The sequence below is a fragment of the Luteibacter sp. SVR4-7G genome (assembly GCF_056755555.1).
In genome coordinates, this window is record NZ_JBPGXO010000002.1 from 19,415 (window position 1) to 43,416 (window position 24,002).

18 protein-coding genes are annotated in these 24,002 nt (G+C 67.0%); 7 read left to right on the plus strand and 11 right to left on the minus strand.

The genetic code is table 11. The annotated features are described in order from the left end of the window. Positions 1-2: 2 nt before the first annotated feature. Both ACR9ZH_RS00890 and ACR9ZH_RS00895 read right to left on the minus strand, forming a co-directional pair. A complete protein-coding gene (locus tag ACR9ZH_RS00890) occupies positions 3-2,123 on the minus strand; it encodes an RCC1 domain-containing protein (RefSeq protein WP_481288872.1) in 2,121 nt (706 codons plus the stop codon). 326 nt (positions 2,124-2,449) lie between these two features. Beyond that, complete coding sequence (locus ACR9ZH_RS00895; RefSeq protein ID WP_481288873.1) at positions 2,450-3,169, minus strand: hypothetical protein; 720 nt, start codon at positions 3,167-3,169, stop codon at positions 2,450-2,452. 111 nt (positions 3,170-3,280) lie between these two features. On the opposite strand from ACR9ZH_RS00895, the gene ACR9ZH_RS00900 reads away from it, so the two are divergent. Continuing rightward, positions 3,281-3,967, plus strand: coding sequence for a J domain-containing protein (locus ACR9ZH_RS00900; RefSeq protein WP_481288874.1), 687 nt, complete (start codon positions 3,281-3,283; stop codon positions 3,965-3,967). 7 nt (positions 3,968-3,974) lie between these two features. On the opposite strand, the gene ACR9ZH_RS00905 is transcribed toward ACR9ZH_RS00900, so the two are convergent. The 5 genes from ACR9ZH_RS00905 to tviB form a co-directional block, all read right to left on the minus strand. Further along, positions 3,975-5,375 carry a TIGR03013 family XrtA/PEP-CTERM system glycosyltransferase gene (locus ACR9ZH_RS00905; RefSeq protein WP_481288875.1) on the minus strand — a complete coding sequence of 467 codons (1,401 nt, stop codon included), beginning with the start codon at positions 5,373-5,375 and terminating at the stop codon, positions 3,975-3,977. A 100-nt stretch (positions 5,376-5,475) separates the two neighbouring features. Then, positions 5,476-6,222, minus strand: coding sequence for a 4'-phosphopantetheinyl transferase family protein (locus tag ACR9ZH_RS00910; RefSeq protein WP_481288876.1), 747 nt, complete (start codon positions 6,220-6,222; stop codon positions 5,476-5,478). Then, positions 6,222-7,886 carry a GMC oxidoreductase gene (locus tag ACR9ZH_RS00915; protein ID WP_481288877.1) on the minus strand — a complete coding sequence of 555 codons (1,665 nt, stop codon included), beginning with the start codon at positions 7,884-7,886 and terminating at the stop codon, positions 6,222-6,224. The genes ACR9ZH_RS00910 and ACR9ZH_RS00915 overlap by 1 nt, the downstream gene beginning before the upstream one ends. Before the next feature lie 33 nt (positions 7,887-7,919). Next, positions 7,920-8,930 carry an NAD-dependent epimerase gene (locus ACR9ZH_RS00920; RefSeq protein ID WP_481288878.1) on the minus strand — a complete coding sequence of 337 codons (1,011 nt, stop codon included), beginning with the start codon at positions 8,928-8,930 and terminating at the stop codon, positions 7,920-7,922. A gap of 13 nt (positions 8,931-8,943) precedes the next feature. Next, complete coding sequence (tviB, locus tag ACR9ZH_RS00925) at positions 8,944-10,212, minus strand: Vi polysaccharide biosynthesis UDP-N-acetylglucosamine C-6 dehydrogenase TviB (protein ID WP_481289025.1); 1,269 nt, start codon at positions 10,210-10,212, stop codon at positions 8,944-8,946. A gap of 349 nt (positions 10,213-10,561) precedes the next feature. Between tviB and ACR9ZH_RS00930 the strand changes: the two genes are divergently transcribed. The 3 genes from ACR9ZH_RS00930 (at position 10,562) to ACR9ZH_RS00940 (ending at position 14,425) form a co-directional block, all read left to right on the plus strand. Then, positions 10,562-11,212 carry a response regulator gene (locus ACR9ZH_RS00930; RefSeq protein WP_481288879.1) on the plus strand — a complete coding sequence of 217 codons (651 nt, stop codon included), beginning with the start codon at positions 10,562-10,564 and terminating at the stop codon, positions 11,210-11,212. Beyond that, entirely contained in the window at positions 11,209-13,500 is a 2,292-nt protein-coding gene (locus ACR9ZH_RS00935) for an ATP-binding protein (protein ID WP_481288880.1), read from the plus strand. Before ACR9ZH_RS00930 ends, ACR9ZH_RS00935 begins: the two co-directional genes overlap by 4 nt. Positions 13,501-13,561: 61 nt before the next feature. Then, positions 13,562-14,425, plus strand: a complete 864-nt coding sequence (locus ACR9ZH_RS00940; RefSeq protein ID WP_481288881.1) for an aldo/keto reductase — start codon at positions 13,562-13,564, stop codon at positions 14,423-14,425. A gap of 112 nt (positions 14,426-14,537) precedes the next feature. On the opposite strand, the gene ACR9ZH_RS00945 is transcribed toward ACR9ZH_RS00940, so the two are convergent. Further along, positions 14,538-15,842 carry an NAD(P)/FAD-dependent oxidoreductase gene (locus ACR9ZH_RS00945; protein WP_481288882.1) on the minus strand — a complete coding sequence of 435 codons (1,305 nt, stop codon included), beginning with the start codon at positions 15,840-15,842 and terminating at the stop codon, positions 14,538-14,540. Positions 15,843-16,011: 169 nt separating this feature from the next. On the opposite strand from ACR9ZH_RS00945, the gene ACR9ZH_RS00950 reads away from it, so the two are divergent. After that, positions 16,012-17,409, plus strand: a complete 1,398-nt coding sequence (locus ACR9ZH_RS00950; protein ID WP_481288883.1) for an MFS transporter — start codon at positions 16,012-16,014, stop codon at positions 17,407-17,409. Between the two features lie 107 nt (positions 17,410-17,516). Here the strand turns inward: ACR9ZH_RS00950 and aat are convergent, their stop codons facing one another. The 3 genes from aat to trxB form a co-directional block, all read right to left on the minus strand. Then, entirely contained in the window at positions 17,517-18,230 is a 714-nt protein-coding gene (gene aat, locus ACR9ZH_RS00955; RefSeq protein ID WP_481288884.1) for a leucyl/phenylalanyl-tRNA--protein transferase, read from the minus strand. Then, positions 18,227-19,360 (minus strand): GNAT family N-acetyltransferase, encoded by a 1,134-nt coding sequence (locus ACR9ZH_RS00960; RefSeq protein WP_481288885.1) that lies wholly within the window; start codon positions 19,358-19,360, stop codon positions 18,227-18,229. The genes aat and ACR9ZH_RS00960 overlap by 4 nt, the downstream gene beginning before the upstream one ends. Before the next feature lie 72 nt (positions 19,361-19,432). Beyond that, positions 19,433-20,395 (minus strand): thioredoxin-disulfide reductase, encoded by a 963-nt coding sequence (gene trxB / locus ACR9ZH_RS00965; protein WP_481288886.1) that lies wholly within the window; start codon positions 20,393-20,395, stop codon positions 19,433-19,435. Positions 20,396-20,559: 164 nt separating this feature from the next. On the opposite strand from trxB, the gene ACR9ZH_RS00970 reads away from it, so the two are divergent. Together ACR9ZH_RS00970 and ACR9ZH_RS00975 are read left to right on the plus strand one after the other, a co-directional pair. Continuing rightward, positions 20,560-21,624 carry an alanine dehydrogenase gene (locus ACR9ZH_RS00970; RefSeq protein ID WP_481288887.1) on the plus strand — a complete coding sequence of 355 codons (1,065 nt, stop codon included), beginning with the start codon at positions 20,560-20,562 and terminating at the stop codon, positions 21,622-21,624. A 31-nt stretch (positions 21,625-21,655) separates the two neighbouring features. Continuing rightward, positions 21,656-24,001 (plus strand): DNA translocase FtsK, encoded by a 2,346-nt coding sequence (locus tag ACR9ZH_RS00975; RefSeq protein ID WP_481288888.1) that lies wholly within the window; start codon positions 21,656-21,658, stop codon positions 23,999-24,001. Position 24,002: the final 1 nt, after the last annotated feature.

Here is a 24,002-nt window from a genome sequence, read left to right on the forward strand (position 1 = left end):
CCCTATCCCTGGTTGATGTTAGGCGCGGGGACGGGGGTGGCATGACTCACCAGGCCGTCGAGCGCGGAGAGGTCGAGTGGCGTCGGACCCCATGTGATGAGCTTGCCGCTCGAAGTGATGACGATCGCGTGGCGTCCTATCGCATAGGCGGCCACGGCATCGCCTCCCTCGTAGCTGCCCTTGGTGCGTCCCCACGACATGGCGTTGCCATCGCGAAGGAGAGCGATAAAGCTTCCGTAGCCCGGAGTCAGGCAGTCGATGGCGGCACCCGCCGGAGCGGTGCCTCCCTCGTCGGGTTCCCCCCAGCAGGTCGGCGTACCCGTGGCGGAGAGCGCCGCGAACGCCGTGGTCGAGCCGACGACCTGCGCCGCCTGGCCGACCGTCACGGGCATCTGGCCTCCGAAGCGGGGCGATCCCCAGGCGAAGACCTCGCCGGTACGGCGCAGCACGGCGAAGGCCTGGCTGGTCGATGCGACCTGGACGATGTCCTTCAGGAACGGTGCGATCGGGTCCGGAATGAGTCCGCCTTCCTTCGGATCGCCCCATGCCGCCACCTCGCCGTTCGCCTTGCGGGCAGCGAAGGCATGCGCACTGGCGCATAGCGCGACGGCTCCCGCCGCGACGTGCACGCGCATGCCGAACGGCCATGGTGCGCCCCAGGCTAATACGTTGCCGCTGCGCGTGCGGGCTGCGAAAGCATCATCGCTACCGGCGATTTCCTCCACGTCCCGAAGATCGCCTGCGATGGCTGCCGGGATGACCGCGCCCCGGTCGGAAGCGCCCCAGGCGACGACCGAACCATTGGATAACAAGGCGGCGAAAGCGCCGCCGCTCGCGGCCAGGCTGGCCACGCCGCGCAGGAGTGGCTGTGTCGCAGCCGGAATTGTCCCGCCGCTCGCCGGATCGCCCCAGGCCACCACGGTTCCGTCGGCAATGAGCGCCGCGTACGCGGATCGTGTGGTCGCGACATGCACCACGTTCCCCAACCCGGCAGGCGGAAGGACTTCCGCGCCTCCCCACCCATGCAGCGTTCCGTCATCCTTGACGACGCAACCTCCGTCCCATTGCGCTTCCGTGTTGTACGCACCGGCGACGTTACCGGGCCGCAAGATCCATTGGCCGGCGACCACGCCGTTCGTTCTCAGACCCACCCAGAGCGGGTCGGCCGGACGCGTATCGGTGAAGACATGGCTGCCGACTGGTGCGGTGCCGGCATACCACCAGACGATGTCGTCGTCAGGAAAGCCGGTTTGCGCGGTCAACTGCACTGGCTGACGATAGTAGAACGGCGCGGACCGGGTGCGCGTTCCTCGAACCAGCAGGTTCGCGGGTGTGAGCCGGACGCGAAGCTGGACTGGCTGGGAAGCGACGGAGCGGTTTCCGGCCCGGTCCGTGATGTCGTACGCGAAGCTGTGATCGCCGTCGCCCGCCGCCAGCAGGGCGTCCTCGTCGAAGCGCACGTCGACGGAAAGGCCGACGCCGTCGCTCGGCACCTCGACACCTCGTCCGCCGCTCAAGCCGTCGATGCGGCCGACTACGACGTCCCCCGGAGCCTGGCGGAAATACGGCACCACCGTCGCAGGCAGGTAGGCGATACCCTGGTCGTCGACGAGGAGCCGGGCGGGCGTCACGCCGTCCGCGATGATCTCGGCAGCGAAAATCGGCGGCGGAAGCAGACCGCCGCCCGGCACCTGCTTGTCGACCCGGAACCGGTAAACATTGGAGACGTAAGGGTCGCCGAACTCGCTCCCTTGCGCGACGTAGAGGTCGAAAGCCAGGTCAGCCCCGGCGGCGACCCGGAGATCGGCAAGGTCGAGAAGCAATTCGAAGTCACCGATGAAGTCGCCGGCTTCAGCGGTGTCGCTGGTAGCGAGAGGATCAGGCTTCTCGGGATCGCCGCCTGGCAGCAGGACGAAGGCTTGGGCCGTGTCGGTAGCGGTGGACCCTTGCCACTTGGGACAGGTCACCTTGATCACGCTGTCGGCAAGCGCGACGGGAATCACCTTCCTGGCTCCGGCGGGGTTCGCCGGATCGCCGATCAGGTCCAATGCATCCGGAATGTCTGGATCGACGTCGACCGGTACCAGCGCCTTGTTGCGAAGTATCTCGGCCAACCAGCTCACGTTTCGCTCCCTTCCTTGGGTGACGACACCTCGGGCCGCGTGCGGGTTGCGCTCCTGCGCTTCCCTCCCTGCACGTCCCTATGCCCCATTGCTCCTGCATCGTCCGTGGCGTCCTGCTGTCCCGCCGCGGCTCGGGGTATCGTTGGGTAAGGCTATGCCTATGTAATAAAAAGAAAAATACGCCTATGGTTGTAGGCGCCGACGTCCGTTTGCGGACACCGCGACGGCGTGTCCTGCGGATATTCTGTCCGCCATGCTTTGAGGAGCGCCGCCTGGCGCGAGTTTCCGCGAGTTGCAGTTTTGCAACGCTGTCCGGATCCGGACGTTCAGCGGATCGCGATCAGCCAGAGCGCGGCGCCTTGCTCGGGATCCGACGTCCAATGGACGCGATAGGTGCCGGCCTCCTTGACATCGCGCCAGGCGACGACGCCCTGGACACCGCTCTCGTCGGGCAATGTCGTAAAGGCATCGATCACCTGGAAACCGTCGCCGGGGTTGACCGTCATCCGCTTCACGCCACCGTCGCCCCACCAGAAAGCCAGCAGCGTGGCGGGACCGTCGACGTGGATCTCGTCACTGGCGACCACAGGGGCAGGGTCTGCGTACGACTGTGCCATGGCCTGGACGCGCGTGGCGTTGCGCACTTCGACGAACGGCAGCGAAAGCTCTCCGGCGGGTTCGCCGCGCTTCGCGATCGACACCGTATGCCCGGGTCCGCCTTTGCCATCGAGGGCTATGTAGGCTTTCACGTTGAAACGTTCGCCGTAATTCGCATAGGTCATGGCGCGACCGAGCGGGCGCCAACGATTGCGGTAGGGATCGGTGGGAGTCGCATCGTTGCTCGCATAGCCGGCGTTGAATGCCACGAACACGCTTCCCGTGGCCTGGGTTTCGACGGGGCTGGTCACCGCCGGGCTTACGCCCAGTCCCTCGCCCTGGCCGAGGAAGACGTGCGCGCCGAGTGCGGGCGGCGGGCCCGCCAGGGTCACCGCGGGCAGGGCCGATAGCAGCACCGTTGCCAGCGCGGCGAAGGGACGATGAAGCATGGCGATTCTCCAAAAGTGATACTTGTAAGCGTGACAGGCATGAGCCACGCTTCGGGAAGTTGGCCGCGGACCTGACGGTACGTCACGTGCGCCGCCGCAGGGGAGCTTCTCGTGGCTGACGAAACCGACTTCATCGATCTGTACGGCAAGCTTCGCCTCGCGCCCGGCTGTTCGCTCGAGGAGTTCAAGCGCGCATATCGCCGCAATGTGGCGATGTGGCATCCAGACCGGCGCCAGGGCTCACGCGCCGACATGATCGCGGCGGCCCGCTTGCAGAGGCTGACCGTGCAATACAACGCGGCGATGGACTTCCATCGGCGCCATGGACGCCTGCCCGGTGCGCCGTTGGCGCCTCGCGTGGCGGACGCTCCGCCGGCGCAAGCGGAGCTGACGGAAGGGGAGCCGCTGTCGTCGTTCGTTGAGCCGACTGCTGAGTCGACCACGGCGGGAAGCGTGCCGCCAAACCGTGACCTGCGCGGGTGGTGGTTCGTCGGACTGGTTTCCGCCGTCGTCGCCATCGTCTGGGCAACGTGGCCTTCCTCACCGGCGGTGCCGGAAGCGGAAGCGGCGCAGGAGGCTTCGGTTCCCGTCGAAAGCGCAAAGGACGAGGCGTCGATGCTTTCGCTGGGAATGACCCCCGAGGAGGTTGTCGCGGTGGAGGGCGAACCGCTGCGCAAGGCCGACGACCGCTGGGAGTACGGCCCCTCCTGGGTGCGCTTCGAAAACGGCTCGCTCGTCGACTGGTACAGCTCGCCCCTGCGCGCCTTGCGGGTCAGTTCGACCCGCCCGCAGCCCTGAGCCGCAGTCACCGCGCGCCACGGCCGAACAGCACCACCTCCACCGTCTCGATCAGGATCACCATGTCGAGGAAGAGGTTGTGGTTCTTCACGTAGAAGAGGTCGTATTTCAGCTTCTCCGCGGCGTCCTCTTCGGAAGCGCCGTAGGGGTAGCTCAACTGGGCCCAGCCGGCGAGGCCCGGCTTGATGCTGTGGCGCAGGCTGTAGAAGCGGATCTTGGTCTCCAGGTCGGAGACGAACTGCGGCCGTTCCGGCCGTGGGCCGACGATGCTCATGTCGCCGCGGATCACGTTCCATAGCTGCGGCAGTTCATCGAAGCGAAGCTTGCGGCAGACCCGGCCCACGCGGGTCACGCGGTCGTCGTTGCTCGAAGCCCAGCGCGCGACGCCGTCCATTTCCGCGTCCGTGCGCATGCTGCGGAACTTGTAGAGCCAGAAGGTGCGGCCATGTTCGCCGACGCGCTCCTGGCGGTACAGGATGGGCTGGCCGCGCCCGGATTCGATGCGGATGCACACCGCCACGCCGAGCATGATCGGCCAGCAGAGCAGGGCGATCAGCGTCGACGCCGTGAGATCGAAGGCGCGTTTCAGGAACAGGGCCACCGGCGTGGCGTTGAAGCCGCCGGAAAACACCAGCCACGACGGATCGAGCATGGTCAGCTGCACGCGTCCCGCCTCGCGCTCCACGAAGGTGGTGAGGTCGGTGATCTGCACGCCGAGCTGGCGGCAGGCGAGCAGGTCGTCCATCGGCAGGTTGCCGCGGCGGTCGTCCACGCCCACCACGATTTCGTCCAGTCTTTCCCGTCGCGACAGTTCAGCCAGCGAACTTGCCGGCTGGATCAGCAGATGCTCGGGAATGGCCACGTTTTCGTTCGGTCCGCGCACGTATCCGAGCAGGCAGAAACCGCGCCGGTCCGAGCGGCGGCGCATGCGGTTGTGGATCTGCGCGGCACGTTCGCCGGCGCCCAGCACCAGCACGCGGCGTTTCAGCGATTCCATCTCGACCAGGCGCATGAACAGCGCACGGAAAGCCGCGGTGGCGATGAAGGCGATGACCAGGGCCATGCCGAGCACGCCGCGGCCGACATAGGCCTGCGGAATAACGTAATACCCGACGACCAGCGCCAGCCCGCCGAAGGCGAAGGCGATGGCATGCCGCGCCAATTGCCCGCGCCAGCTCATCCGCAAGGTGGCCCGGTATTCGCCGAGCGCCGCCATGCTGAGGAAGATCACGATGGCGAACATCGCTGCCCGCGCCGTCACCGAGGGCGCCACGGCAGCCAGGTCTTCCGGTGACGGGGCGAAACGGATCCAGGTGGCCGCATTGAGCGAGGCCGCGAGGAGCAGCAGTTCACAGGTACCCAGCAGGGTGAGCCAGCGCACGATCGGCTGTCTGAACAGGCGGATCATCGTTCGTTCCCCTCGATGCACGCTTCCTCCCGCGTGCGGATGCATCAGAGACTAGGTAGTGGGGGGACAGCTGTCGATTGCACTTCCGGTCGGCGCACGGCTAGGCCGAATGGCCGTGCTCCTGGAGCACGTGGAGGCGAATGTCGCGGACAGCCGAAGGAGCGGCCAGGGCGGCGATCCAGGTTCTGCCGGCACGCAGGTTGCGCGTGTGGCACGGCGGATAGTGCAGGGCGCCTGGAGGCGGCATCAGGGGATGGGTGGAAGGCGCGGGGGTGGTCGCCGGATCGGTCAGCAGCCCGACACCGAAAGCCTTCAGCAAGGCTTCCTTGCGCGTCCACAGTTCGAGCAGCGAACGCGTCCTTTGCGCGGTGTCCAGGCCTGCGAGCTCGGCATGTTCCTCGCGCGTGCAGAACATGGGCATCAGCGCTTCGAGGTCGATCCGCGCGGGCCATTGCTCGATGTCCACGCCCACCGTGGCGGCGGGACAGACCGTGATGGCGACCATGTCGCCGCTGTGGCTGAGGCTGGTCGACAACGCCGTGCCTGCGAGGCGTGGCTGGCCGTCCTCGGTAGTCGCCAGCGGAACGTCGCGTGGACCGATGCCGAGGCATGTGCCCAGGGCTACGCGCCATGCCGCATGCGCCAGTGTGTACGTATCGCGGTCGCGCTGGAAGCGGAAGCGCGCAGCGCGGGTGCGCTCGCGGCGGTCCAGGAGGTTCCCCGCGTCCGCCACATGGGTGCTCATCGTGCGCGCGTCGAACACGAGGACACTGGCCTGGTCAGCGCGCGGCGCGTCGAAGCCGGCGCTACGGAGCATCTCGGCCATGGCACGTTCGAAGCCGGGCATTACACGAGGCCTCCTCCGGAGGCGAGCAGGACGCGGAGCTGCTCGGCGAGGCGCAGGCTCAGCGCGACGATGGTGAAGGTGGGGAAGGCCCATCCACCCGTGGGAAAGACCGAGCTGCCGGCGATGTGCAGGTTGGACATGCCATGCACCTTGCCGTCCGGGTCGACCACGCCGGCGGATGGCTCCGTCGACATGCGCGTGGTGCCGAGATGGTGCGCCGTGCCATGGATTTCCGGTGGCGCTTCGCCGATGGCCCAGGGCGCGGGCTCGAAGCGCCCGCTACACGCCGCGGCGAGGCGTTCGCCCGCGACCAGCGTCATGGTGCGCCAGGTATGCCGGTCGAGGTCGTTGAGGCGCCAGTCGACGCGCACGCAGCGGAGGCCGAGTGCATCCGTGCGATCGCCGAGGGTCACGCGGCTATCGCGCTGCGGCGCCTGTTCGAAGAAACCGACCAGTTCCGCGCGATCGCTGCGTACCGTCGGCCGGTCGGCGATCTTCTGCGCCACGGCCTTGACGACGTCACCCATGTGCAGGCCGAGCCGGATCGCGCTCACGACGAGGTTCTGCTGCACGGCTACGGCTGCGCCGCCAGGACCGTTCTGCAGGGCCGCGCATAAGCGCGCTTCGAGCAGGGTGGCTTCGTTGTGGCGCGGCGGGCGCAATGCTGCCCTTACATCGCGCAGCGCACGAACACCTCGCGGTACCTGCCCTTCCACCGGGAAAGGATGGACGCGTGCATTGAGGCTGCGGTGCGTGCGTTGCGCCTCGAATGAAAGACCGATTTCGGGTGACAACGGCGCACGCACCTTGCCGATGGTCCTCTCGTAAGGACGCGTGAGCCGGTCGGGATCGTCCGAGCGGATACTGCCGATCGTGCCGCTGGGGTGGTCCATGAAGTAGCGGCCGACCAGGTCGCGGTCGTTACCGAGCCCGGCCGGCGCCACGCTGTCGGAAAGAAGCAGGATGCGGGCGTTCTCGATACCGCCGGCGGCGAGCACGTAATGGCGCGCGCGCACGCGGCCGCGCCTGCCGTCCAGCGCGCCGATGCGCGCACCCGTCACGGTGCCGGCATCGGCGGTCGATTCCAGTTCCATCACATTGGCATGCAGCAGCACGGTCACGTTGGCCGCCTGCGCCAGTTCTTCGCGATAGGCCTCGCCGAAAGTGATCGGGCTGCGCGCGAAGATGAAATTCACCAGAGCCTGGGGGTCGAGGTCGAGCGGCCGGCGTGGGGAAGGGCCATCGAAGGCGCCAGGGCCGAAACGATGCGACGGATCGATCCGGCAGAACTCGCGCGCCCTGGCGTACCAGGGAGCAAGGTCGGCGTAGCGAAGCGGCCAGCCGCTGTCGGGCACCCAGTCGCGCGCCTCCAGGTCGCTGTCGGCGAAAGGAATGCAGCCGCCTCCCCACAAGGTGCAGCTGCCCCCGAATACACGCATGCGCGAGGTGCCCGCGTCGAGTGGAAGGTCGCCCGTCGATTCTCCGTCGTACAGGGACTGACTTCGGTCTTCCCCGGCGAGCCCGCCGCCTTCGATCATGCACACCGTGAAGGACGAGCCGATGAAGGCGCGTGCGATGGCGATGCCGGCCGGACCCGCGCCGACGATGCACAGATCGGCCTGGAGATCGCCGGGTGCCGACGGATCGAGGTAGTCGATAATCACGGTATGTCTCCGCGCGCGGATGTGCTGTTTTTCTTATGCACGGTAATACCCCCGGTACCAGTCCACGAAGCGGCTCACGCCTTCGCGGACGTCCACCTTTGGTGCATGGCCGGTCGCCTGGACGAGGGCGGAGACGTTGGCTTCGGTGTCGGGGACATCGCCCGGCTGCAGCGGCAGCATCTCCAGCCGCGCCGTCTTGCCGAGACATTTTTCGAGCACTTCGATATAGCGAAGCAGCTCCACCGGCTTCTCGTTGCCGAGGTTGAAGATCCGGTACGGTGCGACGCCGCTGGTGCCCGGGTCGGGACGCTCGCCGGACCAGTGCGGATCCGGCGCGGGTACGTTATCCAGCGTGGCGAGCACGCCGTCGGCGACGTCGTCAACGTAGGTGAAGCTGCGCTTGTGCCGGCCGTGGTTGAACACACGCACCGGTTCGCCCGCGAGGATCGCCCTGGTGAACAGGAACAGCGCCATGTCCGGACGCCCCCAGGGGCCGTAAACGGTAAAAAAGCGCAGGCCGGTGCAGGGCAGGCCGTAGAGGTGGGCATATGCATGCGCCATCTGCTCGTTGGCTTTCTTCGTGGCGGCGTAAAGCGTCAGCGGGTGCTCGGTCGGCTGGTGCTCCGAAAACGGCATCCGGGTGTTGGCGCCATAGACGGAACTGGTGGAGGCGAACAGCAGGTGCTCCACGCCGGTGTGGCGGCAGCCTTCGAGCACGTGCAGGAAGCCGGTGACGTTGCTGGATACGTAGACGTGGGGATTCTGTGCCGCATAGCGGACGCCTGCCTGTGCGGCAAGGTGCACCACGCGCTGTGGCCGGTGCGTTTCGAACAGTGCTTCCATGGCCTCGCGATCGGCCAGGTCCGCATGCACGTGCGTATAGCCGGGCCGGTCCTCGAAGTGGGACAGGCGCGCTTTTTTAAGCCCGACATCGTAGTAGTCGGACAGGTTGTCCACGCCCACGACCTCGTCGCCGCGCTCCAGGAGGCGGGTTGCCACGTGGTAGCCGATGAAGCCCGCGGTGCCGGTGACCAGGATCTTCATACGGCATCCATGGTTACAACCGGCCGTCGACCGCGTCGCGAGGCAGCACGTATTTCACGTCGTAGACGACCGACAGGGGCTTGCCGAACGCGCGGATGCCATCCGCGCCCAGTGCGACGAATTCGCGATGGCCCACGGCCACCACGATGGCGTCGTAGGTGCCGCGGACCGGCTCGCTCACCGGATCGATGTCGTATTCGTGCCGGGCTTCGCTCGCACGAACCCAGGGATCGTGCACGTCCACGGCCACGCCATAGCTGCCCAGGGCGCCGATGATGTCCACGACGCGGGTATTGCGCAGGTCCGGGCAGTTCTCCTTGAAGGCGAGCCCGAGCACCAGCACGCGCGCATGCACCGGATTGATGCCTTTCCGCACCATCAGTTTTACCAGCTCGCCCGCGATGTACGGGCCCATGCTGTCGTTGGTGCGCCGGCCGGCAAGGATCACGTCAGGGTGGTGGCCGACCTGCTGCGCCTTGTGCGTGAGGTAATACGGATCGACGCTGATGCAGTGCCCGCCGACCAGGCCGGGGCGGAAGGGAAGGAAGTTCCACTTCGTGCCGGCGGCCTCGAGCACTTCGAGCGTGTCGATGCCGAGCTTGTTGAACAGGATGGCAAGGTCGTTGACCAGGGCGATGTTGAGGTCGCGCTGGGTGTTCTCGATGACCTTGGCAGCCTCGGCCACCTTCAGTGAACTGGCGCGATGGGTACCGGCGGCGATCACCGAGCGGTACAGCGCATCCACGAAGTCCGCGGCCTCGGGCGTGGACCCGGAGGTGACCTTGAGGATGCTGCTTACCCGGTGGGTCTTGTCGCCCGGATTGATCCGTTCGGGGCTGTACCCCGCGAAGAAGTCCTGGTTGAAAACCAGGCCGGAGCCGCGTTCGAGGATGGGTACGCAGACCTCCTCGGTGCAGCCCGGATAGACCGTGGACTCGTAGACGACCACGTCGCCGGGTTTGAGAACCTTCGCCAAGGTCTCGCTGGCGCGGATGAGGGGCGTCAGGTCGGGGCGCCGCGCCTCGTCTATCGGGGTAGGAACCGTGACGATGTAGACGTCACACCCGGCGAGGTCTTCCAGGCTGGACGAAAAGCGCAGGCGGGCGGCCCCGGCGAGCTCGGCGGCATCCACCTCCAGGGTGGCATCGTGCCCGGCGCGCAGCTCATCGATACGTTCGGCACGGATATCGAAGCCTAGGGTGGCATAGCGCTTGCCGAACTCGACCGCCAAGGGCAAGCCCACGTAACCCAGTCCGACAATGCCCAAGCGTACCGTCTCCAACGGCCGTTCGACGAAGCCGGCGGCGGGCGTCCACGGCCGCGCGTTCGTTACGGGTTCAGCCACGCCGGCTGCGCCGGTGGCTATTCTGCGGCTCTCGATGTCCATCCCCGCGTTTACCCCTATGCATCGGAAAACCCCGTCTGGCGGGGCGACGAAAGCGTAGCAACGGGAGCCGGGATTGCCTGTATGGCTTACGGATGTGGACGAATGGCCGATATCGTGCAGCCAAAATCGCCCTGGACCCTAGAATAAGAACGTTTACAAGGGCTGCTCGCCGGGATATGGTTCGTCCCGCATCGCCCACGAACGTGGGGCATTTGAACGACAATCTCTACTATCTGGTCCATTCATGTCCGCGCGATCCTATCTTGGCTCTGTGCGCGTGGCCTTGCTGGACGACCATGCGCTCGTCCTGAAAGGGTTGATCGCGCACCTGGAGAAATCCCCGTCGATCACGATCGTCGGGAGCCATGCGAGCAGCCGTCCGTTCCGCGCCATGCTGGCCACCATGCCCGTCGATGTGGCCATCATCGACTACTCCCTCGCTCTCGACGATATCGACGGTATCGCCCTCATCAAGCAGCTGCGCGCCTCCTATCCGAGGATGAAGATCCTCGTGGTGTCGGCCCACGACCAGGGCCTGGTGATCCATAGCCTGCGCCAGGCCGGTGCCGACGGCTTCGTGGCCAAGAGCCAGGAACCCGACGACGTGATCCGTGCAATCGACGCGATCATGACGGGCCGGGGATACCTCCCGCAGCGTTCAGCCGACACGGACGAGCTGCCGGCCCTGGTGGCGCTGTCGCCGCGCGAATGGGAAGTCATCCGCCAGTTGCTGGAAGGCCTCACCGTCGGCCAGATCGCCACGCGCTCCGGCCGCAGCCTGAAAACCATCAGCACACAGAAGTCGGCGGCGTTCCGCAAACTACGGATTTCCTCAGACAACGAACTCTACCTGCTCCGCGAATACATCCTCGCGCTGGATGGTGGCACCGCGTGAGACGCCCTCTCGTCGTTCTCGTCGGGCTGTCCGCCTTTGCCGTCGCCGCCGCGGAACCGCCCAACCCCGAAGCCGGGGCGCGCAGGCGCTGGATCGCCGCGCATCCGACCCTGCGCATCGCGGTGGATCCGCAGCAGGGCTCGGAGATCGGCGGCAAGTGGGGCAACCCGCTCGTCAGCCAGTACCTGGAACTGGTCTCCCGGCATACCGGCCTTCGTTTCGTCACCGTGCGCACGAAATCCTGGGAAGAGTCCGTCCGTGCATTCGACGAAGGACGCATCGACCTGCTGCCGTCGCTCAGCGATCACCTGCTCACGGCCGACGTCGGCGACCGTGCCCTGGTATCGAAGTCGTTCTATGTCGGCCGCACCGTTATCATCAGCCGCACGGTCGGCCCGGCCACGCTGGACATGCAGGCGCTGGAGGGACGAACCGTCGCCTTCAAGGGCGGCGGGGTGTACGAATCGTGGCTGCGCCGCGAGCATCCGTCGATCGTGCGGCTCCCGCTGTTGGACATCCACCAGGTCCTGGCGGCCGTGGAGAGCGGCATCGCCGATGCGGGCATCGGCGTGGACGTGGCCTACCACCCGATCGTGCGGCGCGACTACGCGCTGAGCCTGCGCATCGCCGGGAACGTGACGGAAATGCCCATCAGCGTGCGCGTGGCGGTCCGCAAGGATTCTCCCGAGCTGCTCGACATCATCGACGACAGCCTGCGCAGCATCGGCCCGGACGACAACCGGGCGGTGATCGAGCGCTGGCTGGAGACGGCCTACCTGCGCGCCCCGACCTTGTCGCAGGTGGCCTCGGCGTACCGGATCGAAATCGGGCTTGGCTTCGCCCTGATCGTCGTCCTGGTTTTCGCCCTGTGGCAGCTGCGCCGCGCGCAACTTGCGTCGCGGCGCGGCGAGCGCCAGAAAACCATGCTGCTCGCGGTGATGAGCCATGAAGTGCGCAACGCCGTGAACGCGATGGCCTCGTCGGTCGACCTGCTCTCGCGCACGCCGCTGGACGGCGCGCAGCGGGACCTCATGGCGATCGCGCAGTCGAGCAGCCGTAGCCTTCAGAATCTCCTGAAGAGCGCGCTGGATTACAGCCGTTCCGAAACCGAGGGGTTCACGCCCGATCTCGCCCCGTGCGACGTGGTTTCCGTGGCGCGCGAGGTCATCGACGGCCAGCGTAGCGCCATCGAGCACAAGGGACTGGCCGCGCGCCTCGACCTGCCCATGGGGCCGCTGCCCTGGTTGCTCCTCGACGAAACCCGCGTGCGCCAGCTCATGGAGAACCTGCTGTCGAACGCGGTGAAGTTCACCGACAGCGGCCACGTCGGCATAGCGCTGTGGCAGACGGTGAACGAGGCCGGCGACGAGGTCCGTCATCTGGTGCTGGAGGTGTTCGACACCGGCATCGGCGTGCCTCCCCAACGGCAGCGCGATCTGTTCCGGCCCTTTTCCCAGGCGCATGGCGCGCACTCCCGGCGCCTGGGCGGCGCCGGCCTCGGCCTCGGCATCTGCGCGGAGATCGTGCGCCAGCTCGGCGGCCGGATCGAACTGAGCAGCGATCCGGGCACCGGCACGGCGGTACGCATCGAACTGCCGACCAGCCGCGTGCCGGTGGCGCCACCCGAAGAGGGCGGCACCGACGACTCCGGCGACATCACGCCGGAACCGAAGGGCATCATCCTGCTGGTAGAAGACCACCCTGCCAACCGGCAGATCATAGCCGCGCAGCTGAAGTTCCTCGGCTACGACACGTATGCGGTGGATCATGGACAGGCGGCGATAGACGCCTTCGTACCCGGGCGCTTCACGGGCGTGCTGCTGGATTGCGAACTGCCGGACATGCAGGGCTACGACATCGCCGCCGAATTGCGCGCGCGCGAGGTCGCGGCGGGCGCGGGGCGCACGCGCTTCATCGCCATCTCGGCGAACGACGGCGAGGCGCATGTCCGCCGTTGCGAGGAAAGCGGCATCGATACGGTGCTGGGCAAGCCGCTGTCGCTGCACGGCCTCCGTGACGCCATCGCCGGCGCACCGGGCACGTCTATCGCCGAACAGACGTTCCGCGAGGAGGCCCTGGAGGATATCGCCGCCATCCGTGTGGCCCTGCAGGATGCCGCCCCCGAGCGGGCCCTGCATATAGCGCACCGCCTGAAGGGCGCCGCGCTCGTCCTCGGCGAGCGGGCGCTGGCGCGCGACGTGGAGCGGATGGAGCACCTGCTCTCGGCCCGGCCGGTCGCGCGGGGCGACATCGACCTTCTCCTGGACGGGATCCGCGAGCGCTTGTAGCGCCAAGACTCCGTCCCTATGTCGATATGACTATCTTCATCCAACCCAGCGGAGCCTTACCATGAGCAGCATCGATGCATCGGCAAGCGGCACGTTCAGGATCGGCGGCGACCTCGAGGTCAATCGCCTCGGCTTTGGCGCCATGCGCATCACCGGCAAGGGCATCTGGGGCGACCCGGCGGACCCGAAGGCGGCGCGCGAGACCCTGAAGAAGCTGCCAGGCCTTGGCGTCAACCTCATCGACACGGCGGACAGCTACGGGCCGTACGTGAGCGAGGACCTGATCCGCGAGGTCCTGCATCCTTACAAGGGTCTGGTGATCGCCACGAAGGGCGGCCTCACCCGTCATGGGCCCGACATCTGGGCACCCGTGGGCCGGCCCGAGTACCTGCGCCAGTGTGTGCTGATGAGCCTGCGCCGCCTGGGCGTGGAGCGGATCGACCTGTGGCAGCTGCACCGCATCGACGCCAAGGTGCCGCGCGACGAGCAGTTCGGCGTGATCCGCGACATGCAGAACGAGGGCCTCATCCGCCACGTCGGCCTTTCCGAGGTGAACGTGGAGGAAATCCAGGCCGCGTCGAAGTTCTTCAAGGTCGTGACGGTGCAGAACCTGTACAACCTGGGCAACCGCCAGAGCGAAGAGGTCCTGGATTACTGCACGGAGCAGGGCATCGGATTCATCCCGTGGTTCCCGCTGGCTGCCGGCGAACTGGCGAAGGAGGGCTCGGTCCTTTCCGCCATCTCGAAGAAGCTCGGCGCCACCGATAGCCAGGTCGCCCTGGCTTGGCTGCTGAAGCGCTCGCCGGTGATGCTGCCGATCCCCGGCACCGGCAGCCCGGATCACCTCGAGGAGAACATCAAGGGCGCGTCGCTGAAGCTCTCGCAGGAAGACTTCGAGGCACTCGAGCACGCCGTGAAGAAATAACGGTGTTGTAGGAGCGCGCCTTGCGCGCGACAGCTTTTGGGGCCGTGAGCAACAGGACCTGTTGCGTCTCGCGAAAAGATGTCGCGCGCAGGCGCGCTCCTACAACGATGGGTCAATGTAGTTTGACGGGGGGCAGGGTGGTATCGCGCAGGCGGTCCGCCAGCCACAATGCGTTCGCCTTGACCCACCCATGCAAGGCCACCCGGTGCATGTGTTGCAGCGACACGTAGAGGGTTTTCGCCAGCAGCCCGCGCATCGGAATGGGCGTTCCGCCTTTCGGCACCACCGCGGGCAGTTCGCCCGTGGCCTTGTATTCGCCCAGCGAGACCAGCGTTCCCTTCGAACGGTACACGAAGGGCCGGACCGGCTCACCGCGGATGGCATCGGGCAGCACGCGGGCAAGATAGTTGGCCTGCTGATGGGCCGCCTGCGCGGTGGGCGGCACCGTGCCGCCGTGTGGCAGTGCGGCGAACGCGCAATCGCCCATGGCGTACACGTTCGGCACGCCTTTCGCGAGCAGGAACTCGTCCACGACGATGCGGCGATCCCTGGACAACTGGAACGGTCCGAGCGCGTCGACGATGGCATGTCCAGTGACGCCCGCGGCCCAGATGCGCATATCGCAGGGCACGACGTTGCCGTCGGAGAGGTGGAAGCCTTGGGACGTCACCGCATCCACGCCGACGCCCACGCGCACGTCCACACGCATGTCCTCCAGGATGCGCTGCGCAGAGGCCGACGTACGCGGATCGACGGCAGGCAGCACGCGCGCCGCCATGTCCATGAGGGTAATGTCCAGTTTCGACGCACCCTTCAAGCCGCCGTAGCGGTGCATGTCGTTGAAGGCATGGTGCAGCTCGGCAGCCAGCTCGACCCCCGTCGCGCCGGCACCGACGATCCCGATGCGGATGCGCCGGTCCGGATCGCCCGCGCTGCGCAATGCCAGTGCCAGGATCTTGCGGCGCAACGCCACCGCCTGCGCGGGACTGTCGAGCATGTCGCAGTACTCGAGAACCCCTGGCGTGCCGAAGTCGTTCACCCGGCTGCCGAAGGCCAGCACCAGCGTGTCGTAGCGCAGCGAGCGCGGTGGGAGGATGAACTCGTCGGTCACCGGCATGCGCACCTCGTCGAGCGCGATGCTGCGCGCTTCCGCGTCGACCTGCCTCAGCGCGCCCGGTTCGTAGCGGTAGCCGTGGGCCTGGCCGTGCGCGAGATACGACACGGCTTCCTCGCCGTCGCCGAGCAGCCCGGCGGCCAGTTCATGCAGCCGCGGCTTCCAGAAATGGCTTGCGTCGCGGTCGACCAGCAGCACCTCCAGATCTTGCCGCTTGCCCAGTTTCGTCGCCAGCTCGATACCGGCCGCGCCGCCGCCGACGATGACGACGATATGCGCGCCGGGATGCTTCGAGGTAACCATCGGACAGTCTCCAGGTCACATTTTTTTACGAATGAGGATACCGTCTTTCCCGCCCGGCCGTCCGGCCCCGATGCCGGCACGCGCCCGTCCCCGTGCCTGCCATTGCGAAGATCTCGACCTTTGATCCGCGCAGGCGCAAACTATGCGCCTTCCCGTTGCCCGTCCTCGGATGAATTCCGCCCCAGGCTTCCGCACCGTCGCCCTGATCATCGCGAGCGCGATGTTCATGGAGCAGCTGGACGGCACCATCCTGGCCACGGCGCTTCCGGCCATGTCGGAATCCTTCGACGTGTCGCCGCTGCACATGAGCGTGGCGCTCACCTCGTACATGCTCAGCCTCGCCGTATTCATCCCAGCCAGCGGCGCGATCGCCGACCGCTACGGCTCGCGCAACGTCTTCCGCGCCGCCATAGCGCTGTTCACCGTCGGTTCGATCCTCTGCGGCGTCTCCGGCAGCCTGCCCCTGCTGGTCCTGTCGCGTCTGCTGCAAGGCATCGGCGGCGCCATGATGGTGCCGGTGGGCCGGCTCGTCCTCCTGCGCTCGGTGCCCAAGTCCGAACTCGTCTCCGCGATGTCATGGCTCCTGGTGCCCGCGCTGATCGGCCCGGTGGTGGGTCCGCCGCTGGGCGGCTTCATCGTCACCTGGGCCTCGTGGCGCTGGATCTTCTACATCAACGTGCCGATCGGCCTGGCCGGCATGTGGCTCGCCTCGCGCTATATCCCGGATATCCGCATTCCGGACAAGGTCCGTTTCGACAAGGCCGGTTTCGTGCTCTCCGGCGCCTCGCTGTCCTGCCTCGTGTTCGGCCTGGAGATGGCCAGCCATGGCGCCACGTCGTTCTTCGGGTCCACCGGGCTGGTCGCCTGCGGGCTGGTCGCGGGCGCACTTTACGTGTGGCACGCGCGCCGAGTGGAGAACCCGATCCTGGACTTGTCGCTGATGCGCTTCACCACCTTCCGCCTGTCGGTGGTGGCCGGTTCGCTCACCCGCATCACCGCGGGCGGCATGCCCTTCCTCCTGCCGTTGATGATGCAGCTGGGCTTCGGCCTGTCGGCTGCGCACAGCGGCGTCGTCACCTTCGTCTCCGCGCTCGGCGCGATGCTGATGAAGGCCACGGCCACGCCCGTGCTGCGGATATGGGGCTTCCGCACGACGCTGGTGTGGAACGGCGTGCTGTCGATGATCTGCGTCGGCTTGTGTGCGGCGTTCCGCCCCGACTGGCCGTTGTGGACGATCTACACCATCCTGCTGCTGAGCGGCTTCTTCCAGTCGCTGCAATTCAGCGCATACAACACAGTGGCGTATGCGGAGGTGCCGAGCGAGCGCTTCTCCAGCGCCACCAGCTTCTATTCGACGTTCCAGCAGCTGATGCTGTCGCTGGGCATCTGCGTGGCCGCCGCCGCGCTGCATGCGTCGGTGGCTTTGCATGGGCACGACCGCGCGCAGCTGCCCGATTTCAGCGTGGCCTTCATCGTCATCAGCCTCATCTCGCTGCTGGCAGCACCGGTATCCGCCCTGCTGCCGCGAAACGCCGGCGCGGAGATGAGCGGCCACCGGGCGCGCTGACCGACCGACGACCTGTAGGAGCGCGCCTTGCGCGCGACCGCTTTTCGCGAAACGCAACAGGCCCTGTTCCTCACGGCCCCAAAAGATGTCGCGCGCAAGGCGCGCTCCTACAACGGAAGCGACAGGGGATGGCGAATCCACGGGCCTGCGATGCCGGGCAGGGCGGCCAGCTGGCGGGCTTTTGTCACGAACTCCCGGCGCGGTATCTCGATCGCGCCAATGCTAAGCAGGTGATCGTTGGTCACCTGCGCATCGAGGTACGGGAAGCCCCAGTCGTGCAACAGGCCGCACAGGGCGGCGAGGGCGGCTTTCGAGCCGCCGGAGCGCGCGCTGAACATGGATTCGCCGCAGAACAAGCGGCCCACGGCCACGCCATAGATGCCGCCCACCAGCGAGCCGCGATCCCACACCTCCACGCTGTGCGCGTGTCCAAGGCGGTGCAGCTCTTCATAAGCGGCGATCATGTCTTCGCCGATCCATGTGCCGGGCTGGCCGTTGCGCGGAGCGGCGCACGCGCGCATCACGCGACTGAACGACGTATCGGCGGTCACCCGCCATGCCGAACCGCGCAGCTGCTTGCGCAGGCTCCGGCTGATATGCACGCCGTCCGTACGGAAGACGCAACGTGGATCGGGCGACCACCACAGGATCGGTTCGTCCGCATTGAACCAGGGAAACACGCCCTGGCTGTAAGCCGCCAACAGACGCTCCGGCGAAAGATCGCCGCCCCAGGCCAGCAGCCCGTTCGGCTCGGCCAGCGCCGATTCCGGATCCGGAAACAGGCCGACGCGCGTGCGATGCAGTTGCGGCAGCTGGATCATCGGTCGGCGTAGGGCGAGTGGGCCATGAGTTCCTCGCGATAGGCCTCGCGATGGGCGGCCTCCTGCCGTAGCGCCTCGGCGACGGCACGGCGGAAGCCCTCATGGGCGATGTAGTGGCGCGAATGCGTGAGCGTGGGCAGGAACCCGCGGGCCAGCTTGTGCTCGCCCTGCGCTCCGGGTTCGAAGCGGGCGAGCCCTTCGCGGATGGCGTACTCGATACCCCGGTAATAGCACAGTTCGAAATGCAGTCCGGACACGTCCACGCTGGCACCCCAGTAACGCCCATAAAGCGTGTCGCCGCCACGCAGGAACAGCGCCATGGCCACGATGTCGTGGGAATCGCGTGCGATGGCTACCTGCACATTCGGACCCAGGGTGCGCCCGAGGTATTGGAAGAACCGCGCGGTCATCGCCGCGTGGTTGCCCTTCATGTCGAAGGTGAGCTCGTAAAGCGCGTGGATCTGCCGCCACTCGGTATCCGACAATTCCTCGCCGCCGCGCATTTCCAGCGTCAGCCCGGCAGCGTGGGCCCGCGCGCGCTCCTGCCTGATGTTCTTCCGCTTCTTCGCGGTCAGCGCGGCCAGGAACGCGTCGAAATCGGCGTAGCCGCGGTTATGCCAGTGGAACTGGTAGTCCGAGCGGGTCAGCCAGCGATCGTCGAAGGCATCCAGGTCGGTGTCGGGCAGGAAATTGGCGTGGACCGAGGAAAGGCCCAGGCGGTCGGCCTCGTCGACCAGCGCGGCCGTAAGCCGGTTGCGCATCACTTCCGCTTCGGGTCCTTCGCGCACCAGCAGGCGCGGGCCGGGCACGGGCGAGTAGGGCGAGGCAACGAGCAGTTTCGGGTAGTAATCGCCGCCGGCGCGCTCCCAGGCGGCCGCCCAGCTCCAGTCGAAGACGAACTCGCCGTGCGAATTGCCCTTGAGGTAGGTGGGGGCTGCGGCGAGCAGCCGGCCGTTCTCGAAGATGCCCAGATGGTGCGGCCGCCAGCCGTAGTCCTCGCGCAGGCAGCCCTTCACCTCCATGCCGTGCAGGAACGCGTGCGAAACGAAGGGGTTGCCCCCGGGCACGAGCGCATCCCAGTCGGCGGCGGGAATGCCGCCGAGGCTGTCGAGGAAGCGCGTATCCGTCATGGGACGTACCAAGGCTGTGGGAAGCGTGTGGGAAGCGCGCTGGCGCGCTTCCCACGGCACGGCGGCAGCTCCTCAGGCCAGCAGATGCTGCTGGTCCAGCCAGCGTTCGGCGTCCAGCGCGGCCATGCAGCCGAAGCCGGCCGAGGTGATGGCCTGGCGGTACACGTGGTCGGCGACGTCGCCCGCGGCGAACACGCCGGGTACCGAGGTGGCCGTGGCCATGCCGCTGAGCCCGGACTGGATCTGGATGTAACCGTCCTTCATGTCGAGCTGGCCTTCGAAGATGCCGGTGGCGGGCGTGTGGCCGATGGCCACGAAGAAGCCCTGCACCTCGAGGTCGCGCTTCAGGCCGGTATTCACGTCCTTGACGCGTACGCCGTTCACGCCGGAATCGTCACCCAGCACTTCGTCCACCTGGTGGTTCCAGAGCAGCTCGATCTTGCCCGCCGCGGCTTTCTCGAAGACCTTGTCCTGCATGATCTTCTCGGCGCGCAGCTTGTCGCGGCGGTGGACCAGGTACACCTTGCGGCAGATGTTCGAGAGGTACAGCGCCTCTTCCACGGCGGTGTTGCCACCGCCGACCACGACCACGTCTTGGTCGCGGAAGAAGAAGCCGTCGCAGGTGGCGCAGGCGGAAACGCCGCGGCCCTTGAACTTCTCCTCCGAAGCGATGCCGAGGTACTTGGCGGTGGCGCCGGTGGTGATGATCAGCGCGTCGGCCGTGTACTCACCGCTGTCGCCCTTCAGGCGGAAGGGGCGGTTGGACAGGTCCACGCTATGGATATGGTCGAACACCATCTCCGTCTCGAAGCGCTCGGCGTGCTCCGCCATGCGGCGCATCAGCTCCGGCCCCTGCACGCCTTTCTCGTCGCCCGGCCAGTTGTCCACCTCGGTGGTGGTCATCAGCTGCCCGCCTTGCTGGAGCCCGGTGATCATGGTCGGCTTCAGGTTGGCGCGCGCGGCATACACCGCGGCCGTATAGCCGGCGGGACCGGAGCCGAGGATCAGCAAACGGCTGTGCTTGGGGGTGCTCATGTATAATCCTTGGGTTTACTGCGGCGTGTTCAGTCGTACGGACGTTGTCGACCCGGAAGAATGGGGAAGACGGGAGTGCGATTCAAGACACTCGCTTCAAAGACGGCGGTCGCCCCGTCCCCACGGAGCGGCTTTATTCTGTACTTTCAGGACCCTCCAATAAGATGCGTATCGGTATTCCGTCCGAAACCAAGACCCTCGAAGGCCGCGTGGCCCTCATCCCCGCCGCCGCCGCCGACCTGGTGCGCCGCGGCCACGAGGTGTTCATCCAGTCCGGTGCCGGCACCAAGAGCGGCTACGCGGACTCCGACTACGCCGCGCTGGGCGTCACCGTGGTGCCCGATGCCGCCGCCGTTTATGAGAAGGGCGAGCTGATCGTCAAGGTCAAGGAGCCGATCGAGGGCGATCTCAAGCTGCTCAAGAAGCACCACCTGCTGTTCTGCTACCTGCACCTGGCCGCTGAGCCCGCGCTCACGAAGAGCCTGCTGGACATCGGCCTGACCGGCGTGGCCTTCGAGTCCGTCGACGAGAACGGCGCGCTGCCGCTCCTGCTGCCGATGTCGGTCATCGCCGGCCGCATCGCGACCCAGATCGGCACCACGCTCCTGCACCAGCCGAACGGCGGCAAGGGCAAGCTGCTCGGCGGCATGGCCTCCACCCCGCGCGGCAAGGTGGTCGTGCTGGGCGCCGGCGCCGCCGGCGGTAACGCTGCCGCGCTGGCCGCCTCGGCCGGTGCCAACGTGGTGGTCTTCGACAAGCGTCCGGACCGCATGGCCGAGATGATGGCCCTGGGCCCGAACGTCACCGCCCTGTATGCCTACGAGTCGTCGGTGGCCGAGGAAGTGCGCAACGCCGACATCGTCGTCGGTGCCGTGCTGATCCCCAGCGCCAAGGCGCCGCGTGTGGTCACCGAGGACATGGTCAAGACGATGGAGAAGGGCTCGGTGCTCGTCGACATCTCGATCGACCAGGGCGGCTGCTTCGAAACCTCGCGCCCGACCACCTGGAAGGAGCCGACCTACACCGTCCACGGCGTGACGCACTTCTGCGTGACCAACATGCCGGGCGCCGTGCCGCAGACCTCTTCCACGGCCATTTCCGCCGCCATCCTGCCGTACGTGCAGCGCCTGGCCGCCGGCAACGAGTGGCGCGACTACGCCCCGCTGGCCGCCGGCATCAACATCGAGAACGGCAAGATCGTGCACCCGGCCCTCCAGGGCATGGCATGATGCCGGAAACCGGGACCGAGGCTGTTCGTTAGTGGCGCGAAGCGCGAAAGTCGTAAAAAGGCAGGCCAAGGCGCAGGTCAAGGCCCAGCGGGAGGGCTTGAGCGACGAGCTCAAGCGCCGCCTGCGCGAAGCCGGGGCGCTGCTCCTGTTGCCGCTTGCCCTTTACCTCCTCGTGTGCCTGCTCAGCTATAACGACCAGGACCCGAGCTGGGGCCACATGGGCGTCGCCGACCATGCCACCAACTTCGGTGGCGCGGTCGGCGCGAACATCGCCAACCTGCTCAGGTACATCTTCGGCCTGGTGTCGTACGGCTTCCCGTTGTTGCTCCTCGCGCTGGGGATCCAGGTGATCCGCCAGCGCGGCGAGCGCAACGTGCAGCCCTGGGAGCCGTCGCTGCGGCTCATCGGTTTCGTCTTCTTCTTCATCACCGCGCCGGCGTTGGTCTACCTGAACGTCGATGCGGTGGTGCTTCCCGAAGGTCCCGGCGGCATCGTCGGCAAGTGGGTGGGCCACGGCCTGCATAACGCCTTCGGCGACAAGGGCGCGCCCCTGCTTTTGCTGGCGGTGTGCCTCATCGCCATCACCCTCGCCACCGGGCTCTCCTGGTTCCGCCTGATGGACGCCACCGGCGAGCTCGTCATGCGCCTCGGCGGCTGGTTCGGCGGCAAGCTGCGCCAGGCGCCCGACGTCATGGCCGCCCGTTCGGCCCGCGCCGAGCGCGAGGTGGTCAAGAAGGCCGAGGCGGTCAAGCAGGCGAAGCGCGAGCCCGTGCGCATCGAGACCCCCACGCCGATGGTGGTCAAGAGCGAGCGCGCCACGCGCGAGAACCAGATTCCGCTGTTCACGGGCGCGTCGATGGATGGCGAGATCCCGCCGCTGTCGCTGCTCGACGAAGCGCCGCCGCAGGGGCCGGGCTACTCCGAGGAAACCCTCGAGGTGCTCTCGCGCCAGGTGGAGCTGAAGCTCAAGGATTTCCGCGTCGAGGCGCGCGTGGTCGGCGTCTACCCGGGCCCCGTCATCACCCGTTTCGAGCTCGAACCGGCCGCCGGCGTGCGCGGCAGCCAGGTGTCCAGCCTGGACAAGGACATCGCGCGCGGCCTCTCCGTGGTCAGCGTGCGCGTGGTCGACGTCATCCCGGGCAAGAACGTCATCGGCCTGGAAATCCCGAACACCAAGAAGCAGATCGTCTACCTCTCCGAGATCCTCCGCTCCGAGCGCTACGACCAGGTGAAGTCGCCGCTGGCGCTGGCCCTGGGCAAGGATATCGGCGGCAAGGCCGTGGTCACCGACCTCGCCAAGATGCCCCACCTGCTGGTGGCCGGTACCACCGGCTCGGGTAAATCGGTGGCGGTGAACGCCATGGTGCTGAGCCTGCTGTACAAATCCAGCCCGAAAGACGTCCGGATGATCATGATCGATCCGAAGATGTTGGAGCTCTCGGTGTACGAGGGCATTCCGCATCTGCTGGCGCCCGTGGTCACCGACATGAAGGAAGCCGCCAACGCGCTGCGCTGGTGCGTGGCCGAGATGGAGCGCCGCTACAAGCTCATGGCCGCGGTTGGCGTGCGCAACCTCGGCGGCTTCAACAAGAAGGTGAAGGACGCCGAGAACAACGGCCAGCCGCTGCTCGATCCGCTCTTCCGCGCCAATCCCGACATGCCGGGCATGGTCGCCGAACCGCTGGAAGCGCTGCCGCACATCGTGATCATCATCGACGAATTCGCCGACATGATGATGATCGTCGGCAAGAAGGTGGAAGAGCTGATCGCGCGCCTCGCGCAGAAGGCGCGTGCGGCCGGCGTGCACCTGATCCTCGCCACGCAGCGCCCGTCGGTGGACGTCATCACCGGCCTGATCAAGGCCAACATCCCCACGCGCATCGCCTTCCAGGTTTCCTCGAAGATCGACTCGCGCACCATCCTCGACCAGTCCGGCGCGGAAGCGCTGCTCGGCCACGGCGACATGCTCTACCTGCCGCCGGGAACGGCCACGCCGGAGCGCGTGCACGGTGCCTTCGTGGACGATCACGAGGTGCACAACGTCGTGGAATGGCTGCGCGCGCAGGGTTCGCCGAACTACATCGAAGGCGTTCTGGAAGAAGTGCAGTCCACGGCCGACGGCAAGATCATCAACGATTCCGGCCTGCCGCAGGATGCCGATGGCGACGGCGACAGCGACAACGCGCTCTACGACCGCGCCGTGCGGGTGGTCACCGAGACCCGCCGCGCCTCCATTTCCGGCGTGCAGCGCCACCTGCGCATCGGCTACAACCGTGCCGCCCGCCTCGTCGAGCAGATGGAGCAGGACGGCATCGTCAGCGCGCCGCAGCACAACGGCAACCGCGAAGTCCTCGCGCCGCCGCCTCCGAAGGACTGAT

Excerpts from the sequence above, each read along its gene's own strand:
- ACR9ZH_RS00970 (WP_481288887.1), top strand. The coding sequence starts at position 20,560 with ATGCGTATCGGTATTCCGTCCGAAACCAAGACCCTCGAAGGCCGCGTG.
- aat (WP_481288884.1), bottom strand. The coding sequence starts at position 18,230 with ATGATCCAGCTGCCGCAACTGCATCGCACGCGCGTCGGCCTGTTTCCG.
- ACR9ZH_RS00930 (WP_481288879.1), top strand. The coding sequence starts at position 10,562 with ATGTCCGCGCGATCCTATCTTGGCTCTGTGCGCGTGGCCTTGCTGGAC.
- ACR9ZH_RS00960 (WP_481288885.1), bottom strand. The coding sequence starts at position 19,360 with ATGACGGATACGCGCTTCCTCGACAGCCTCGGCGGCATTCCCGCCGCC.
- ACR9ZH_RS00895 (WP_481288873.1), bottom strand. The coding sequence starts at position 3,169 with ATGCTTCATCGTCCCTTCGCCGCGCTGGCAACGGTGCTGCTATCGGCC.
- ACR9ZH_RS00950 (WP_481288883.1), top strand. The coding sequence starts at position 16,012 with ATGAATTCCGCCCCAGGCTTCCGCACCGTCGCCCTGATCATCGCGAGC.
- ACR9ZH_RS00945 (WP_481288882.1), bottom strand. The coding sequence starts at position 15,842 with ATGGTTACCTCGAAGCATCCCGGCGCGCATATCGTCGTCATCGTCGGC.
- ACR9ZH_RS00940 (WP_481288881.1), top strand. The coding sequence starts at position 13,562 with ATGAGCAGCATCGATGCATCGGCAAGCGGCACGTTCAGGATCGGCGGC.
- trxB (WP_481288886.1), bottom strand. The coding sequence starts at position 20,395 with ATGAGCACCCCCAAGCACAGCCGTTTGCTGATCCTCGGCTCCGGTCCC.
- ACR9ZH_RS00905 (WP_481288875.1), bottom strand. The coding sequence starts at position 5,375 with ATGATCCGCCTGTTCAGACAGCCGATCGTGCGCTGGCTCACCCTGCTG.
- ACR9ZH_RS00910 (WP_481288876.1), bottom strand. The coding sequence starts at position 6,222 with ATGCCCGGCTTCGAACGTGCCATGGCCGAGATGCTCCGTAGCGCCGGC.
- ACR9ZH_RS00920 (WP_481288878.1), bottom strand. The coding sequence starts at position 8,930 with ATGAAGATCCTGGTCACCGGCACCGCGGGCTTCATCGGCTACCACGTG.